At 31.9% G+C, this 16,232-nt stretch carries 13 protein-coding genes and 3 pseudogenes; 12 read left to right on the forward strand and 4 right to left on the reverse strand.

Translation table 11 applies throughout. The annotated features are described in order from the left end of the window. Positions 1–560: 560 nt before the first annotated feature. Positions 561–666: pseudogene (locus tag NHG49_RS31935) on the forward strand (terminase gpP N-terminus-related DNA-binding protein); the annotation flags it as partial. A gap of 688 nt (positions 667–1,354) precedes the next feature. Next, positions 1,355–1,579, forward strand: coding sequence for a hypothetical protein (locus NHG49_RS27990; RefSeq protein WP_097819922.1), 225 nt, complete (start codon positions 1,355–1,357; stop codon positions 1,577–1,579). Positions 1,580–2,015: 436 nt separating this feature from the next. On the opposite strand, the pseudogene NHG49_RS27995 reads toward NHG49_RS27990, so the two are convergent. After that, positions 2,016–2,202 (reverse strand): annotated as a pseudogene (locus NHG49_RS27995) (hypothetical protein). Positions 2,203–2,302: 100 nt separating this feature from the next. Here NHG49_RS27995 and NHG49_RS28000 point away from each other — a divergent pair. Then, positions 2,303–2,434 (forward strand): hypothetical protein, encoded by a 132-nt coding sequence (locus NHG49_RS28000; protein ID WP_258126936.1) that lies wholly within the window; start codon positions 2,303–2,305, stop codon positions 2,432–2,434. Positions 2,435–3,175: 741 nt separating this feature from the next. Here the strand turns inward: NHG49_RS28000 and NHG49_RS28005 are convergent. After that, positions 3,176–3,745 (reverse strand): TetR/AcrR family transcriptional regulator, encoded by a 570-nt coding sequence (locus tag NHG49_RS28005; protein WP_149173899.1) that lies wholly within the window; start codon positions 3,743–3,745, stop codon positions 3,176–3,178. 401 nt (positions 3,746–4,146) lie between these two features. Here NHG49_RS28005 and asnB point away from each other — a divergent pair, with 401 nt between their 5' ends. Beyond that, positions 4,147–5,973 (forward strand): asparagine synthase (glutamine-hydrolyzing), encoded by a 1,827-nt coding sequence (gene asnB / locus NHG49_RS28010; protein ID WP_222661673.1) that lies wholly within the window; start codon positions 4,147–4,149, stop codon positions 5,971–5,973. Between the two features lie 628 nt (positions 5,974–6,601). Beyond that, on the forward strand, positions 6,602–7,162 hold the full coding sequence (gene satA / locus NHG49_RS28015) for a streptothricin N-acetyltransferase SatA (protein WP_222661702.1): 561 nt from the start codon (positions 6,602–6,604) through the stop codon (positions 7,160–7,162). Between the two features lie 229 nt (positions 7,163–7,391). On the opposite strand, the gene NHG49_RS28020 is transcribed toward satA, so the two are convergent. Further along, entirely contained in the window at positions 7,392–7,838 is a 447-nt protein-coding gene (locus NHG49_RS28020; RefSeq protein WP_258126937.1) for a hypothetical protein, read from the reverse strand. Positions 7,839–8,475: 637 nt separating this feature from the next. On the opposite strand from NHG49_RS28020, the gene NHG49_RS28030 reads away from it, so the two are divergent. From NHG49_RS28030 to NHG49_RS28045, 3 genes and pseudogenes are all read left to right on the forward strand, one after another. Then, entirely contained in the window at positions 8,476–8,946 is a 471-nt protein-coding gene (locus NHG49_RS28030; RefSeq protein WP_242069246.1) for a DUF6773 family protein, read from the forward strand. Positions 8,947–9,196: 250 nt separating this feature from the next. After that, a pseudogene (locus tag NHG49_RS31540) lies at positions 9,197–9,821 on the forward strand (DUF874 domain-containing protein). Between the two features lie 1,506 nt (positions 9,822–11,327). Then, positions 11,328–11,753 carry a DUF4879 domain-containing protein gene (locus NHG49_RS28045; protein WP_088047624.1) on the forward strand — a complete coding sequence of 142 codons (426 nt, stop codon included), beginning with the start codon at positions 11,328–11,330 and terminating at the stop codon, positions 11,751–11,753. Positions 11,754–11,849: 96 nt separating this feature from the next. On the opposite strand, the gene NHG49_RS28050 is transcribed toward NHG49_RS28045, so the two are convergent. Then, on the reverse strand, positions 11,850–11,960 hold the full coding sequence (locus NHG49_RS28050) for a YjcZ family sporulation protein (RefSeq protein WP_000540371.1): 111 nt from the start codon (positions 11,958–11,960) through the stop codon (positions 11,850–11,852). A 250-nt stretch (positions 11,961–12,210) separates the two neighbouring features. On the opposite strand from NHG49_RS28050, the gene NHG49_RS28055 reads away from it, so the two are divergent. From NHG49_RS28055 to NHG49_RS28070, 4 genes are all read left to right on the forward strand, one after another. Next, a complete protein-coding gene (locus tag NHG49_RS28055) occupies positions 12,211–12,345 on the forward strand; it encodes a hypothetical protein (protein ID WP_001177696.1) in 135 nt (44 codons plus the stop codon). A 593-nt stretch (positions 12,346–12,938) separates the two neighbouring features. Then, complete coding sequence (locus tag NHG49_RS28060; protein ID WP_258126939.1) at positions 12,939–14,465, forward strand: FAD-dependent oxidoreductase; 1,527 nt, start codon at positions 12,939–12,941, stop codon at positions 14,463–14,465. Between the two features lie 153 nt (positions 14,466–14,618). Beyond that, positions 14,619–15,026 carry a hypothetical protein gene (locus NHG49_RS28065; RefSeq protein ID WP_180232443.1) on the forward strand — a complete coding sequence of 136 codons (408 nt, stop codon included), beginning with the start codon at positions 14,619–14,621 and terminating at the stop codon, positions 15,024–15,026. A 228-nt stretch (positions 15,027–15,254) separates the two neighbouring features. Then, positions 15,255–15,926, forward strand: a complete 672-nt coding sequence (locus tag NHG49_RS28070; RefSeq protein WP_098570470.1) for a DUF6037 family protein — start codon at positions 15,255–15,257, stop codon at positions 15,924–15,926. Positions 15,927–16,232 lie beyond the last annotated feature (306 nt).

A 16,232-nucleotide genomic window follows, 5' to 3' on the forward strand; every position in this document is an offset into this window, starting at 1 on the left:
ACAAAACAAGTAATACCAAATAACCAAAGCATGAACTCTAATTCTTTTGAAGAATATTTATAGTTTTTAAATCTTTCTCACATATGTGTCAACTCCTATTGTGATGAGGTTCTGTAGTTTTTGTTTTTTAAATCGCGCATGTTGAGGATAAAGAATAAAAGGAAAATAAAAGCTGCGATGCCATTAATCCAGTAGTATGTGCGCCCTGTTGTGAAATCGTTATAGAAGGAATAGACACTCCGGCGCCTAAGTTAGAAGCTGATGGGGATCATGGAGGAGCGCCAACTTATACTCATGGACATTTCCCTGCGCCGAAATTAGAATCACATGGAAATACAGGAGTACCAGCTAATACAGAGCCTGGTGGGGGAATTTAACTAATACTAATATAAAAGTTGTAGGTTTATATATAAGTAAAAAGACTTTGTAGTTTACAAGGTCTTTTTTCTTTGTAAGAAAGTTATTCGAAGAGGAAAATAACCGAATTTCTTCCTAGTTGTATAGAAGGTGCTGGGTGATATGAAGTGAAGTAAAAACACGAGTTAGCTCGAGAAGACTACATGCAAGGTATGAAGTACAAGGAACTGGCTGAGAAATACGAGATTAGTATTAATATACTGTTAAGTCTTGGAAAAAAGGCACGATTGGAATCGAAAAGGGGTGCACCCAGATGTCTAAAGATGAAAGAACGAATCGTTTGGAAGTAACATTGCAAACTGATCAATCTATTCTAGGCTTTGTTACAGGGAGGGTAAGATGGGAAGAAGAAAGTTCTTAAAATTAAAAAAATCCCAAAAGATAAGGCTGAAAAAATTAAAAAAGGTGATAAATTTGTTACATCTAGTCTAAGTGCAAAGATAATATCTGGTCTTGAAGCAGCAGAAGTGGTGGACCAAGAGTCAGATGAATATGGATTTAATCAAATCATTTATTAGAGCAAAAAAATAATTTATAAGTGCTAACAATTATGTAGAATAGGCATAAATAATCGCTAATATGTCGTCTTTGAAAATAGCTGTAATTAATTAAACCACACTTATACGAAATGCTCATAATATTAATCGGTATATCAATCATAATGTCTAGAATTGTGTAGTATTCAATTGAGAAATCTTCAATTCAAATAGGACGCAAGTGAAGTGGATTAAAATTAAAGCAACAAATCAATGGAATTAATAATAAAGCTGGATAAAATTAAGTTTTATGTATTAAAAGAGGCAAAACTGCCTCTTTTTTTATTTTTAACAAAATACGGATTTTGTATGGAATTTCCTCCAATGAATTCACCATGAATAGGGTTGTCTCATATCATGTAAGGATTGCTTTATTACGATTATAAAAGGGTGTGAACGTATTGGAAGATGTTTATGCAAAAATTGACAGTCTAAAAGCAGAACAAAAAGAAATTATGCGAGATATTCGTAATTTAGAAACTCGCACAACAATTAATGAGAAAGACATAGCTACAATTAATAAGCAATTAGAAAAGATTAGCATGAATACAACTTGGATTTTACGAATTATTATTAGTGCAATTACTATGTCAATTTTGGGCTTAATATTAAAAGGGATGATTTAGAATTTTAAAATAATAGTACTTATGGAGAGAGGGACAAGTGTCTCTCTTTATTTTTATCGATTTCGCCAAGAGAGTTCCTTTAGAACATGTTATAAGTGATCTGTAAGATTAAATGGGAGACAGTAGTCATTGTTTATCGATAGTATAGTAGACGTATATAATTTAAAAGTGAACCCATGCAACAATACAAATAATAATTTGTATGTGAGTTTAAAAAATACCAAGATGGCCCTGCAGAGGAGGGTGCTTGGTATTTTTCATACTGTTTTGCTAACTTGATTTTGATGTGACGTAACCTTAAGTATTTAAAAATTAAAAAAGTCCCTCAATAACCTTAAAGGGACTTTGCTCACGCAAATGATCTGTAAATCAATTTATCTTTGATATACAGATCATTTGTATGATAATATTTATAAAGAATTGCTAAATCATGAAATTACATAAATGCTTTTAGAAGTTCTTGAATTAATGGTATTGCTCCACCTATAAATTTTAAAACTGCCATTGCGATTTCCATATTATTCTCTCCTCTGTTTTCGTATTAAGATGTGGTAAACCTTTATAACCCTATTATAGTAAGCGCTTACATTTATAACAATACATTTTTGTATGCAATATTGCATATTTATACGTTTAGACAAAACTTATACCTCTATTAGTCATTTTTTAATGGTACTATAGCGAGGTGAGAGTCTTTAAGGGTTCTCCCTAATAGGAGGAAATATGGAAAGAGTGCAAGTGATTTACAGTAATCCCAAAATTAAAAGTTGGGCTAAACAGGTATTAGCTGTAGGAGGAATATTAGGGTTCTGCTACTTGGTGCTATATGTTTTTAGTTTATTAGTTGTTATGTAAATATTATATAACTAAACTAGTAGAGTCTTGCCTAGATAGGTAAGGCTCTTTTGTTATCTGTAATGAGTAAACTACATACAAGACCTCTCAAGTTTGTCAGGTACTATGTATGGTGCCTTATTTCTCTATGTTTTAGACACTAACTCCTATCATTGAAAGTAAATAAACCTCTATTTAAAAGTTTCCATTTATATTGAAAACACAATTGTATTGATAAAAAATGTGTGTTTATTAGATACATCTTAAAAAGAGAAGCATAAGTTATATGACGTTTTGGTGGAATTTTTTTATCTTTGAAAAGGATTTAAATCTTACAAATAGATTTGATTCCTTTCTGTATACCGTAATTTCTATATTACCATATGAATATAATATACTGAAAATAATTTAAAAGCAAGAATATTAGTAGGGGTCCACCACATGCCCATCAACTTAAGACTTTAAAGTAGCCCCTAAACGAAGAATTTTTTTAAATTGATTGATAGTAAACAAGAAAGGTTGGCAAATACCTAACTAAAGAAATTTCTTCAGGTAAGCAAATCAATAATATATCAAAAGGTCCTTTACAAAATTTATTACTCTATGGACAATCATACGGATTGGGATTTTATCAGTTATTCCTAAATAAACATTGGATATTTCTTATATTTGTCCAGACTGAAAAGAGCTCATTAAAAACACCAGTATTCGTGCTTTTCTTTATATATTTGTACCACAATTATTTTTTGTATGTGGTTAAAACTAGTTTTTAAGAAGCATATGTTTTAGTAACTGAAGAAATTCTTTATCACTTTTATCATCTTTTATATAATCCTGTTCATAGTTAAAAATCATTCGCACTAACATAAAAGCTGTAAGCGGTAATGGTACCTTCTGAAAAGCCCCTTGCTGATAACCTTTTTCAAGCAAATTACTTATCATTTTAATTGCTTCTTCTTCAGATTTTTTTAAACAAGCTATAATTTCAGGTGAATGGTACTCTTTATATTCTTGAAAGAGTGTAGAAACAAATGGGTCTTGATGATATTCTAGGCTGATATAATGAAGGATTTTTTGTATTCGTAGCAAAACATCCTTTTCCTCTTTATATAAATCAAATAATTGTGAGCGTTTAAGTTGAATATGACGCATATAGCAGTCACATAATATTTGAGTTTTATCTGTATAGTAATAATAAATAGTTCCTTTACCAACTTTAGCTTTCTTTGCAATTTCATCAACCGTTGTGTTACGGACACCACGCGTAGAGAACAGTATTGTGGCAGATTGAATGATTTTCATTTTTTTATTTTCTTTTTCTAATTTTATCATCGTCTACACCCTATCCTTGAAATATTTAGCGAAGTTTTCTGTCATTACATTCTCTATCAGTCTATTTGTCATTTATTAACGCCTAATAAAAAGTCCTCTAGTTGCTTCTTATAGAATAACATACACCATTCTTATTTCTAGTATATAACTATAATAGAATGCAACTTTCTAATTTAGGGATAAAATGAAAGTGTGAGGTAATAATTTTTAATCGGACGATGAGAATTCAAATGAAAGGGGGATAGTTACTTCTTTCTCAATCTAATTGTTTGATTTTTTATTTAATTCATTTTATTATATAAACATGACTAAAAGATAGTTTTAGTCGGATTTTTTTACGGAAAACCGACTGATATTTGATTTTAGTCGGTTTCTATACTATTTGAGAGAAGGTAGACACTATGTGTGGAATTGCAGGGTGGATAGACTGGTCTAAAGACCTGTCTCATGAACAAGAAACGTTAAAAAAAATGACAGATGCTATCATTCACCGAGGACCTGATGCAGAGGGGCATTGGTTTTCAAAACGAGCGGCATTAGGTCATCGACGTCTCATCGTCATTGATCCTGAAGGTGGCCTTCAACCTATGCTGTATAAAGATGGAAATGATACGATTGGTCTTACGTTCAATGGAGAAATTTATAACTATCAAGAATTACGTAAAGAACTTGAGGAGAAAGGTCATGAATTTCAGACAAAGTCTGATACAGAGGTATTACTACATGCCTATTTAGAATGGCAAGAAGATTGTGTTCAACACTTAAATGGGATTTTTGCTTTTGGTATTTGGGATGAAAGATTTGGGAAATTGATGCTTGGTCGTGATCATCTAGGTGTGAAGCCTTTATTTTTCGCTCAAAGAGGGAGTGCAATTCTCTTTGGTTCAGAGTTAAAAGTTTTACTTTCGCACCCACTTGTAGATGCAGAAGTAGATAAAGAAGGACTTTCTGAGATATTTTGTCTTGGACCAACACGTACCCCAGGTCATGCGATTTTCAAGGATATACACGAGGTGCGTGCTGGCCATTATATGACGTTTACCTCTAATGGTTCGAATACGACACAGTATTGGAAACTTGAAAGTAAAAATCATATAGATGATATTGATATGACAGTGGAGACTATCCGCTCCATTTTACAAGATACGGTTAAACGTCAGTTAATTGCTGATAGACCAGTGGTATCTATGCTTTCCGGAGGTTTGGATTCAAGTGGTCTAACAGGTCTAGCTGGAAACGAATTTGGGAATAAAGGGGAACACCTTCATACATATTCCCTGAATTTCATCAATGATGAAAAAGACTTTGAGCAAGACTTCCTTCGTTTTGATCGTGATGAACCTTGGGTGAAACGTGTGGCTGAATATGTAGGAACAAAGCATCACTCTATAGAGTTAGGATCAGATAGTTTAATAGAGTATTTATTAACTCCAATGCGAGCGCGTGATCTACCAGGAGTTGGAGAACTAGAAACGTCTCTTTATTTGCTATTTAAGGAAATGAAAAAAGACGCAACAGTTGCACTTTCAGGCGAATCTGCAGATGAAGTGTTCTCAGGATATCCATGGTTCCACCAAGATAAGTTTTTAGATGCAGAAATATTCCCTTGGAGTGTTAATTTATGGTATAGCACAGGGATTTTATCAGAGGATTTTAAAGATAAGATTAGCCCTGAAAAATATCAAAAACAAAAATTTGAAGATGCGGTTGCTGAGGTTCCCTTTTTAGAAGGTGAAAGTGATCTGCAAAGGAAGCAACGTCAAATGTCTTACATGTTTATTACACGTTTCTTGCCATTTATGCTAGAACGAAAAGATCGTACAAGTATGATGAATGGCTTTGAAGTACGAGTTCCATTTTGCGATTACCGGCTTGTAGAATACTTATGGAATGTCCCATTCGAAATAAAGAGTATAGACAATATTGAAAAAGGTATTTTACGTCGAGCTTTTGAAAATGTACTTCCAGAGGATGTACGTTATCGCAAAAAAAGTGCATATCCAAGCACAAAGGATGCCTCTTATCTACAAGGTATTAGTGATTGGATGTTACATGTGTTGAACGATCCTCAATCACCTATTTTGCCATTAATTAATGTAGAAAGAGTCCGTGCTATTGCAGAAGGAAAAGACGAAGTAATTTCAGGTAATGATGCACGAGGTATAATAGATTATTTACTTCAAGTTAATAGTTGGCTTCAGGAATATAAGATTAAATTAGTATGGTAGATTTGACATTCCCACCCCTAAAGGGGCAAGCTGACTAACGTCAGTGGGATTCTTGCTACCAAAGGCAAAGTCCATTTCTGGTATCGCTGACGTGCAAGATTGCGGTGTGTCATCACCACTCCCACAACAGACCATATAGGTTCGTGGGCTACGTTACTGTGACCATACCGTACAGGTTGTTGGTTCTCAAATGTTTTAACGTCTTGTTCTTGACGACTTAACACATTTTACGGAGTAGAAGAATTGGCTACTCCAACCTCACATGTATTCTGCTTTCAGAGAACAGTTGTTTTAGAGTCTTTTGCATGACTATAAATGAAGTATATCATGTTTTGCTATGCAAAAACGATACTTTCATCCCATGCCTAAAGGCGGACTAAAGTCCTACATGGGCTTTCCCATAGCGCAAAAGCTGTAATTTTCAAATAAAGAGAATAGCTGAAACATCAATGACCTAAGTGAACCGCATCTCCAATGTATTAGATAGTTATCTAATAATTGGAGATGCGGTTTTATTATTTTGATTTGCAATAACGCTAATCAGTTAGTAAATTAGAATTGAATAAGGGACATGGAAAGAACTAGGGGGAATAATATGAATTGGAGGTCTCACGTAAAGGAGAATACGATGAACCTTTTAATTAGAGAATTAGAAGTAGATGATTTAGACAATTTACCGGAGATTGATGATAGTTTTATAGTAAACTCTCGGTTAATTTTTTCTCTTTCAACAGTAAATAAGCAAATAGAATATACAGTAGAAGACGTTCCAAGTTATGAGAAAAGTTATTTACAAGATCAATATGATGATGAACTAGCATACACTGAATATATAAATAAGACTGAACAAGTAATTTACATAGCAATTTTACATGACCAAATTATAGGAGTAATGGTATTGAAAAAGAATTGGAACCACTATGCTTACATAGAAGATATAAAGGTGGATAAAAAATATCGTTCACTTGGAGTTGGTAGGAGGTTAATTGAGCAAGCAACACAGTGGGCAAAAGAAAGCAATATGCGAGGTATAATGCTTGAAACACAAAATAATAATGTAGCAGCATGTAGGTTCTATGAAAAATGTGGGTTTGTAATAGGTGGATTGGATTTTTTAGTATATAAAGGGATACATGAAGAAAGCGATGAAGTTGCAATGTATTGGTATTTGCATTTTAAACGAAAGTAAACCATAACTCGAATATATAAATTCCTCGCTGTTATATTCGGGACAAGCAAATAATTAAAAGAAAAAGGAGTCTTCTTTCCGAGAGTAGGGGGGCATCTTTGATCTTGCTACCGATAATCAAATGATATGTTAATTAGATTTTGATATTGTATGCATCGTCTTTTCTTCAATTAAATAAAAAATACATCCTTATAGGGATGTATTTTTTATTTAATAATAATGTTATAAATTATTCTACATGAACCGATATACTTTTAGATAATACTTGCATTGAGAAAGGAACTCTAGCTTCAAAAGCTATAGTGTTTGTTGAATTTGGTGTGTTTGAGAAGATGTACGAATCTTTGATACGTAATCTAAATATTTTTTCAAATCCGAATGGACCAGTATAAGAACTGACTTCGTCTAAAGAACTTCCTGCATATCTAACACCATTAATAGTTAAAGCTTCTGAATATGAATCCGGTGTACCTACTTCACTAACTTTCACATAAAGATAATCGCCTTTAAGAACAGGAATAGATAAGTAAGAACTTGCACTATACATTTTGTTATTATCGCCTACAGCACTAATGCTAACACTTCGTAATGGTGAAGAATCCGCCTTTGAAATAGTTGGTAAAAATGCTAGTGTAAGTGCAAAACACATAGCTAACATGCCCATAAATTTTTTCATATTAACAACTCCTTAGGTATTTATTTAACATCCTGTATTTTACAGGTTAAAATTGTAAATTTTAATATCGTTATATAAAGAATAATTATGTAATTATGCATATTTAATATAAAGTACACCAAAACTCGGATACATTAATCCCTTGCTGTAACATTGGGGATACGAAAATAACTTAAAGAAAAAGGCGTCTACAGAAAAAATTTCTATTCTTAAATTTGTAGGATAGTTTTAGATACAAAAATAAAGAGATTGGTAATATATATCCGTCTTAATGTAAAATATATATTGCATTTATGTAGTTAATAATTTAATATATGGAATATAAGATTTATAGTATGAAGTTATCATTTACTAATGAGACATATTTAAAGTCTATAAGTAAAGAGAAAATTATAAGAGTTAAAAAAGTCTAATTCAACTGGAGTTTACCGATATTGTAAACGCTACGCGAAAAACCAGTAGTCATATTGAAAGTAATAAGTTTAACCCTTCTTTAAAATTTTGTATTCGTATAGCTAAAACATTAGATATGAGTTTAGGTTAAAAGCCAAGTAGACTCCCACCTACTCACTTCGCGTTCCTTGAGGAAGGAGTCTACTTGGCTAAAATGTTAAATTATTTTAGGAGGTACTCTTAAATGGAAAAACTAAAAAAATGGTTTTCACTCAGTACACACTCAGATGAAAGAATTCAACAAATCGAAATGAAAATTTGGGCGCAATCTGGAATTATTGTCCTACTTTTAGCTTTTATAGATGTTGTAATAAGGGGAGCATATCTACACCACCCATTCCTAGAATGGATTGCTTCATTAGCCATTATAATTTGTTATATGATTTTCTTCTTTATTAAATCTATTCTAACTGGTGTTTATGAAACAGATATTAATAATAAAGAGCAATTAAAAGAAAAATTAAAAGAAAAAATGAGTAATACCTTTATTTTTTGTTTTGTCGCAATAGGTGCTACTACATACAAATATTACTTCCCTGAAGATTTTGGCGGATGGTTAGCAGTAATAGCAAAATTCATTATACTTTTCGTTTTCCTATTTGGTATTCAATATCTTATTACAGTAATAGCTTGGAAGAGATCAAATAAAATTTAATACATATAGACAAAAAAGCTTATCCTTTAGTATTTAATGATAAGCTTTTTTATTATTTTTTTATCGTTTTTTTTGTTTTTGGTGTATTTCCTTCTCTTAGGTTGATAACGATGCGGTGTTACTCCATCACTATCAATTTAAAAGAATGATTCCACGTTTTAAGAAGAAATTAATTTGTTTTGATTGAGAATAGATTATAAAGTTAATATTTAAATATAAAGAATTTGAATATTAATTAGTTATCATTTGAATGATTCAGATATGGGATACAAAGTTAATATTTGTATCTGTGGTCGTTTATACATATGAAAGAATTAAATTAGCAGGCTTAACAATTGCAGCAAGTTTATTATTAGCAGCGTGTGGTACTGAAGAAGAGACAATAGAGCAAGATGCGAAGAAAGAGGAACAAAAAGAAAAAGTTAAAGCATTTCAGGAAGAAAAGCAGTGGGTTAAATGAAGCGAAAGCACAAGAAAAAGCGGAACAATCGATGACAGAACAAGGCCAGGGAGCGTGAAATAAAGATGTGAAATCAAGTCAATTAGGAATCCAAACAGCAAAGGATGGAATAAAGGTGGCTGAAAAGGCGCTAGATGTCCATATTGAAGAAAAAGACAGTCTAACTCGAATTGTTGTTATCGTTCCAGCAGGAACAACGAAAGAAACAGCGCAACAAGTATGCGACATAGCAGCGCGCCAGGTGGCAAGTTTCGGGACAATGGGATTATATGTAGATTTGAAAGCACCATCAAAAGACTATTTAGGGGAATATTAGGAAAATTTCACTGGTGATATCGGTATCTATGACAGCAACGAAAAACAATTAGTACGTGGATACATTTCCAAGTTAAATCCAACAAAAATTAAATGGTAAGAAAAACAAGATCCCTACACAATGTGTGGGGATTTTTCCATAAAGAAAAGACACCCAAAGGTGCCTTCCTCCGACTTGAACTACTTTAAATTTATATAAATATACACGTATTACCCCTTTGTTATACGTGTAAACACATCCTATAAAACAGAATCGTCTATATACACCAGATTGTTAGTTCACTAAATATCAAGAGATTTAAGATCAATACGTTACGTCTTTCAAAAGAATCTGCTTTATAGAATGTATCCACAATTTATATTTTACTACATGTAATATTTATTTGGTGTATTTTTTGAGAATATGTATAATTGCATAAAGTTCACGAAAAAATGAGAGTATAATTTGGTATTGTGTAATAAAGAAAAGGCCCACCTACGGAAATAGGTGGGCTTTTTTTGGGCAATACTATCTCAATGCATAAAAGGGAATTTGTATTAAAATAATAGCATATTCTTAGAGTTCTTATATTGAGAAATAAAGAAAAGACACCCTAAGGTGCCGCCAAAGTTTTTAAGCTAATTCTAGTGTATCTCCATGTAGAGTACAGATTAAGTTTGTATAATACATATGTATTATATAGAAAAAACAGATACATGTTGTTAACAACTTACATGAACTATTCAATGTTTATATTTTCTTTTACTTACAAGTAGAACCATTGAGCAATGGGGGGATTTTTAGTGTTAAATATGGTATGTATATGCTTAATTATAGCAGCTCTTATAGCTGGGATATGTATTGGGGTTACATCGATGATTTTTCCACAAATAGAGAAAAGGGTTCCTAAAGATTAGTTATAATTACTCTTGTAGTAGCAATAATCCATCTTAAAACAAGTGGATTGTTTTTGCCCATAAAGAAAAGACACCCAAAGGTGCCTTCCTCCGACTTGAACCATCTTAATTTTATTGTGTTGTTATCATATAAGAAAAGAAGACATCGATTAAGATGTCTTTTTTTCCTTGTACAATGCTGTTAAGAAGGTATTGTATTACTTAAAAACCATAAAAAAATATAACAATCATTGAGTAAGCTTATTATAGCATCAATAAATAGTTGTTTCGATATGCAATATTGCATATATATAGATTTATATATTTTTTATCTATATAGTTTAATTGTCTGTTATTTGTTTTAATTCATTTACTTATATTATTTTTTGAGTGCTCCAGCAATGGAGCCTTTTTTTATGCAATAAAACATTTTCTTTACATTATTTAGTCGATCTATATTAGCTTTTCCTTCTTAAAAGATACTTATATGTTACCAAACTATTGTATAGACGACCAGTCTTTTGACGAGAATTTAGTGAGTTAATAATATTAAATTTGAAAATAGTTTTTATATTGAAAGTAGTAGCTGGATTATTCTGTATGTCAATCGATATGCTAAATTGCATATCAAAAAAAGTAGAAATTGTTAACGTTTTCAAAATAAGGAATATTCTAATAAAATTATGCTAATATCAAACTTGTACTTATTATAAAACAAGGGGATGTTTATATGTTTAAAAAAGTTACATTAGGGATATCATCATTAGCGGTGGCAGCGGTAGTTGGGTTAGGAATGGCATCGGAGGCATCAGCAGGACCAGCAGCACCTCTAACTTCTTTAAGTGTAGTAAAAGTGGAATCACAATTGGGTGGAGTTGAATACATTACTCCTAATAGTTTTAGTACAACTAAAGATCATGGGGGAAGTTACTTATATGTTTACACAAAAGAAATAGGATATGGCCAGTTTCCTTTTGCCAAAATGAATGGATTTGATGTAAAAAGTATTGGTTCACAAATAATTGGTGGTAATCCTATTGTAGGTTGGGAATATAAATGGGACGCATCAAAGCATCAAGAAGGGACTTTTGAATATCAAAAGACTTCAATAAATTATCCAAGAGATACGTGGCGCACGTCGTTATATATTAAGTAATCAGTTTTATATATTCGTAGCATGAAAATCCCTGCACTTTGTGTAGGGATTTTTCCAAAAAGAAAAGACACCCAAAGGTGCCTCCTCCAATAGTTTTTAGCAGAAACAACTGCATCCGATAATGATTAATAGTATAAAGAGTACAACGAGTAAAGCAAAGCCTCCAGCAAACCCACAGCCTTCGCCGCAACTACCACCATATCCCATAATTATAGTTCCTCCTTTAGATAAGAGAATAAAACTAGGGTTCATTCCATGGATTTTAATGGGTTCACTTTACCTTATGTTTTTACGTTTGAATTGAGCAGGTCTTTTTGAAAATAAGGGAAATATAATTTAATGTGTTTCCGCTGAATGTTGATAAATTACACATTTTCTAAAAACAAACTATTTAATTATATCAATAATAAGATTATTTAATATAATGTATTAATCCTAACAGAAGGGAGGATTAGCCATGCAATTAGTTTGTTTTAAAGTTGTAAATGGTCAATACTTTTTAGTTGTAGAAGGTATCGAGATTCCTGCGCCAATTCCAGCGTTTGCTGCAGCTTTATTAATTGGTTTAGGAGTAATACCGCTTTGTTCTTAATTTAAGGAATTCCAAACGGCACTACCTTTCAATCGATAAACCCTTAGGCATATGAATGCTTGGGGGTTTTCTTAAAATAAAAAAGAAAAGACGCCATAAGGCGTCCCCACAATTAGGTAGATAAGACTTTAGTTTTCCAATCTAAAGAAATTTTGTATCAGCTCTTTGAAAGTATATCATAATATCTGATTGAATTATTATGCATTATTACATACTTTCCCAAAACACTCTAGTTTCTATTTGATAAAATAAAATCGAAATATTACTAAAAATCAAATAAATATTTCTAAAAATCCCAAATATTTAAAAGGATATCAAAAGTGATACATTTAAGGTACAAATTATAAAAAATATTAAAGGGGGAAAAAGCAGTATTAAAAAAGCAATTATAAGCGGTGGGCAGTTATACAAGTTATATGAACCTGAATTTTGTTGAAAAAGGATACTCATTTAAGTTTACTTTTTCTGACTTGGACCAACTTCATTTTAATAATTTGAATGAAGAATCATCATTTGTTTATTCTGATTTCTGGAAAAGTTTTAATAGATACATGCTGAACAAATATACTTTTTAGGAAGAGGAGAGATTATTGATGGATAATCAATTACTATATCAACAGCAAAAAAGAGAAAAGGCTCTAGTAATTGGAGCTGGTATTGCAGGCTTGCTTACTGCACGTGTGCTTTCTAGTTATTTTGAGACAGTGATAGTTGTTGAAAAAGATGCGTTACCTCAAAAGCCATCTGAACGTCCAGGTACACCCCAAGACTTTCATCCTCATCGTGTATTACCACGCGGAGAAATAATTATGAACCGTTTCTTTCCTGGATATGTTGATGATTTATTAAATCTAGGGGCCCATAATGTCAAGAATGATAAAATGATTCGATTTTCTCCTTATGGGGCACTAGAACTAGTTATAGAACGAAAAGGTGCAGCGAGCAGTCGAGCATTGTTAGAATGGACAATCCGCCAACGTGTACAAGAAATTCCTAATGTATATTTTCATTCAAAGCAAGTGGTGACAGGACTTCTAACTTCGTCTGATCATAATCGTGTTATTGGGATCAATATTCAAGAACGAGATGAATTAAAAACAAAGAGAACTGTTTTAACTGATTTGGTAATTGACACATGTGGTCGTCAATCTAAACTCAATAAATGGCTTACATTTATGGGATATGATGTTCCAGAACCAGAACGTTTAAAGGTGAATTTTGGATATAGCACGAGATATTATAAAGTACCCCCACATATCAAAGAGAAATTGAGTGCAATTTCTGAAGGGGATCCTGCTAAAAACATTGGAGCTGTAGGGCTATTATATATTGAAGAAAACATAGCTCAAGCGCTACTATTTGTTGCTGGAGGTACACACTATCCACCAACCAATTCAAAAGAATATGAAAAAGAACTGGATTCATTAGTTACCCCTATGATGAGGGAGTTAATCAAAGAGTTAGATCCAATTAGTGTCCCAAGAGGATTTAGAGCGCATGAATCAACTCGTCAACATTTTGAACAAATGGAAAATTGGCCATCTGGATTATTAGTGTTAGGTGATGCTTTTTGTAACTTTGATCCCATTTATGGACAAGGGATGACCGTAGCCGCCATTGAAGCTGAAATGTTAGATACTTGTTTAAAAGAATATTCTACTCATAAACCAGGATTCGAACGCAAAGTACTGCAACGTATGCAACAGGCTATTGAGCCGGCATGGTGGCTGAGTTCAATTGCGGATTTACGTTGGAAAGGTGTTGAACATGTAGGAGTTGTTCCACTAAAAGGTGTGAAATTTGCACAGAAATATTTTGCTTTATACCTTAAACAAGCTGTAAAGCAAGCAAATGAGGGTAATTCATCCATGCTCCAAAAATATATAATGATGAATGGGCTAGTTTATTCGCCACATGAAATCATTAACTCAGATGTGTTAAGGATGTTAATCAATGAAGATGAGTCTTCAGAAGAGAATGAGCTTTTGAATGAACTTGGAGAAGTAGATAAGAAACCAATGCAAGAAAGAATACATGAACTAATCCCTTCATTCACATTAGCTTTTGAGAATAGCGATCCAAATTTGTTCTCATCCATTTCAATTTCTAATGTCAAATGAGGAAAAGAAACATTGCTCTAATTAGGGCAATGTTTCTTTTATTAGATAATCGGTATTTAATCAACTACTTTTTCAATTGTAGGCATTATAGTGATTTGGGGCAGGGAGTAAGTCCATGCAGCAGCGTATCGTTGGTTAATAAAGAATGACAGAGTGTGGTTTGAAGAAAATATGCCTCTCGTATTGCCGACAGGTTATAAAAATAGAGTGGATTGGCCGGTTCAGGATGAACAACTATTAAAAGATATTCAGCAGTTAATAATAGATTGGGATAATAACATAGAAAAGCCAGTTAGAATAACAGAGACATCAATTGCACTAAAACTATTAAATAAACAGTCTTTAAATGGGATATACCGTAAGAAATATCCGAAAACAGTACAAAATGTTTCAACAGTTTTAGAAACATTTGAGCAATATTATAAAAGATGTGTAGAAAGAGCAATTAGTCTATATGGGAATTATTTTACTAGTGTGAATCAGTTACTTAAAGCTGCGCAAATTGGTTATGGGGCATATTACCAAATTAAAGGTTTTATAGATGAAAATATTAAGTCATAAGTTTACTATGAAGATAGAATGAAAAAGGCGTAATAATAACTCGCTCCTTTTTAAAATAATTCTATGGAACATTATTAACTTGATTCTTGAAATCTTTTGAGTAAATGAATGATAGGAAGCCTATTAACTTAGTCTTTATATCATACAGATAAAAGTCTCAATTTTCTTTTTTCTGGTATAATTATTATGTGGAAATATTAATATATTAATATTTAAAGGAGATGCAACATGGGAAATACAATAAAATTAACACGACTCTTTTCATTATCACGTTCTATGTCAAATCATAACATTGATTATCAAGTTATAAATGGTATTCAATATAAAAATGATTTGCAAATATGTGCAATCTTTAAATATGATTACATAGATTTGAATAAGAAAAAGTTCGATGAAAATTCAGAAGAAAAATATATTCTTGGATTATTTAAAAGTGGGACTAGGGAGTATATAGAATTACCGCTTGAGCATAAATTTATAGGGGAATTTGAGTCGTTTGAATTACCATTAATAAAACCCACAGACGATTTATATCGAGAACTGTGTATTTTTTTGGAAATTAACTATTCAAAACATGGGCCTTTTAGCACAAAAGATTTTTTTAAAGCTTTACATAATGCTATACCAACAATAGCTAGTGAAAAAAATTTAGACAGAAGAGTTTGTTCATATTCGTATCCTACTACCAAAGATAATGAACAAGAAAAAATTTATTTCGATCGTTTTCTCCCTCATGGTAATAATGGAAAAAAACGTAGTTTGGAAAATAAAGCTAAAACGCATAAACTTATACCGTATGCCAATAAAGTTATTGGGGAAAGAAATATTTCTGTATGTTTTACTGACATTCCTAAAAGCATAGAAGAGGAGAAAATAAAAATGAACAGTTATAATATTTAGGGTTTTTAATCTGTTTTGATAGTGTGATTAGTGTTGAGATATTGTTAAACATCTTGATACTGCATGATAGAATTAAATCTATTTATATGTAGTAATTTAAAAGATAGCATTTTAAGCGTTAATTATATAACCGAAGCACATTTATATAAAATGCATCTATTTTTATGCTTTTCTACAAAATAAGGGAGAGTTAGTGTAAAAACTTTTTATTATTCGTAAAATCCTTATTAATAGAATAACTCTGTTGTATGAGTTGAAAATAATAATTTATATATTTTAAAATAAGAGTCCTCCTACAATTAGGAG

Source organism: Bacillus sp. IBL03825, from assembly GCF_024712505.1.
Taxonomy (GTDB): Bacteria; Bacillota; Bacilli; order Bacillales; family Bacillaceae_G; genus Bacillus_A; species Bacillus_A wiedmannii.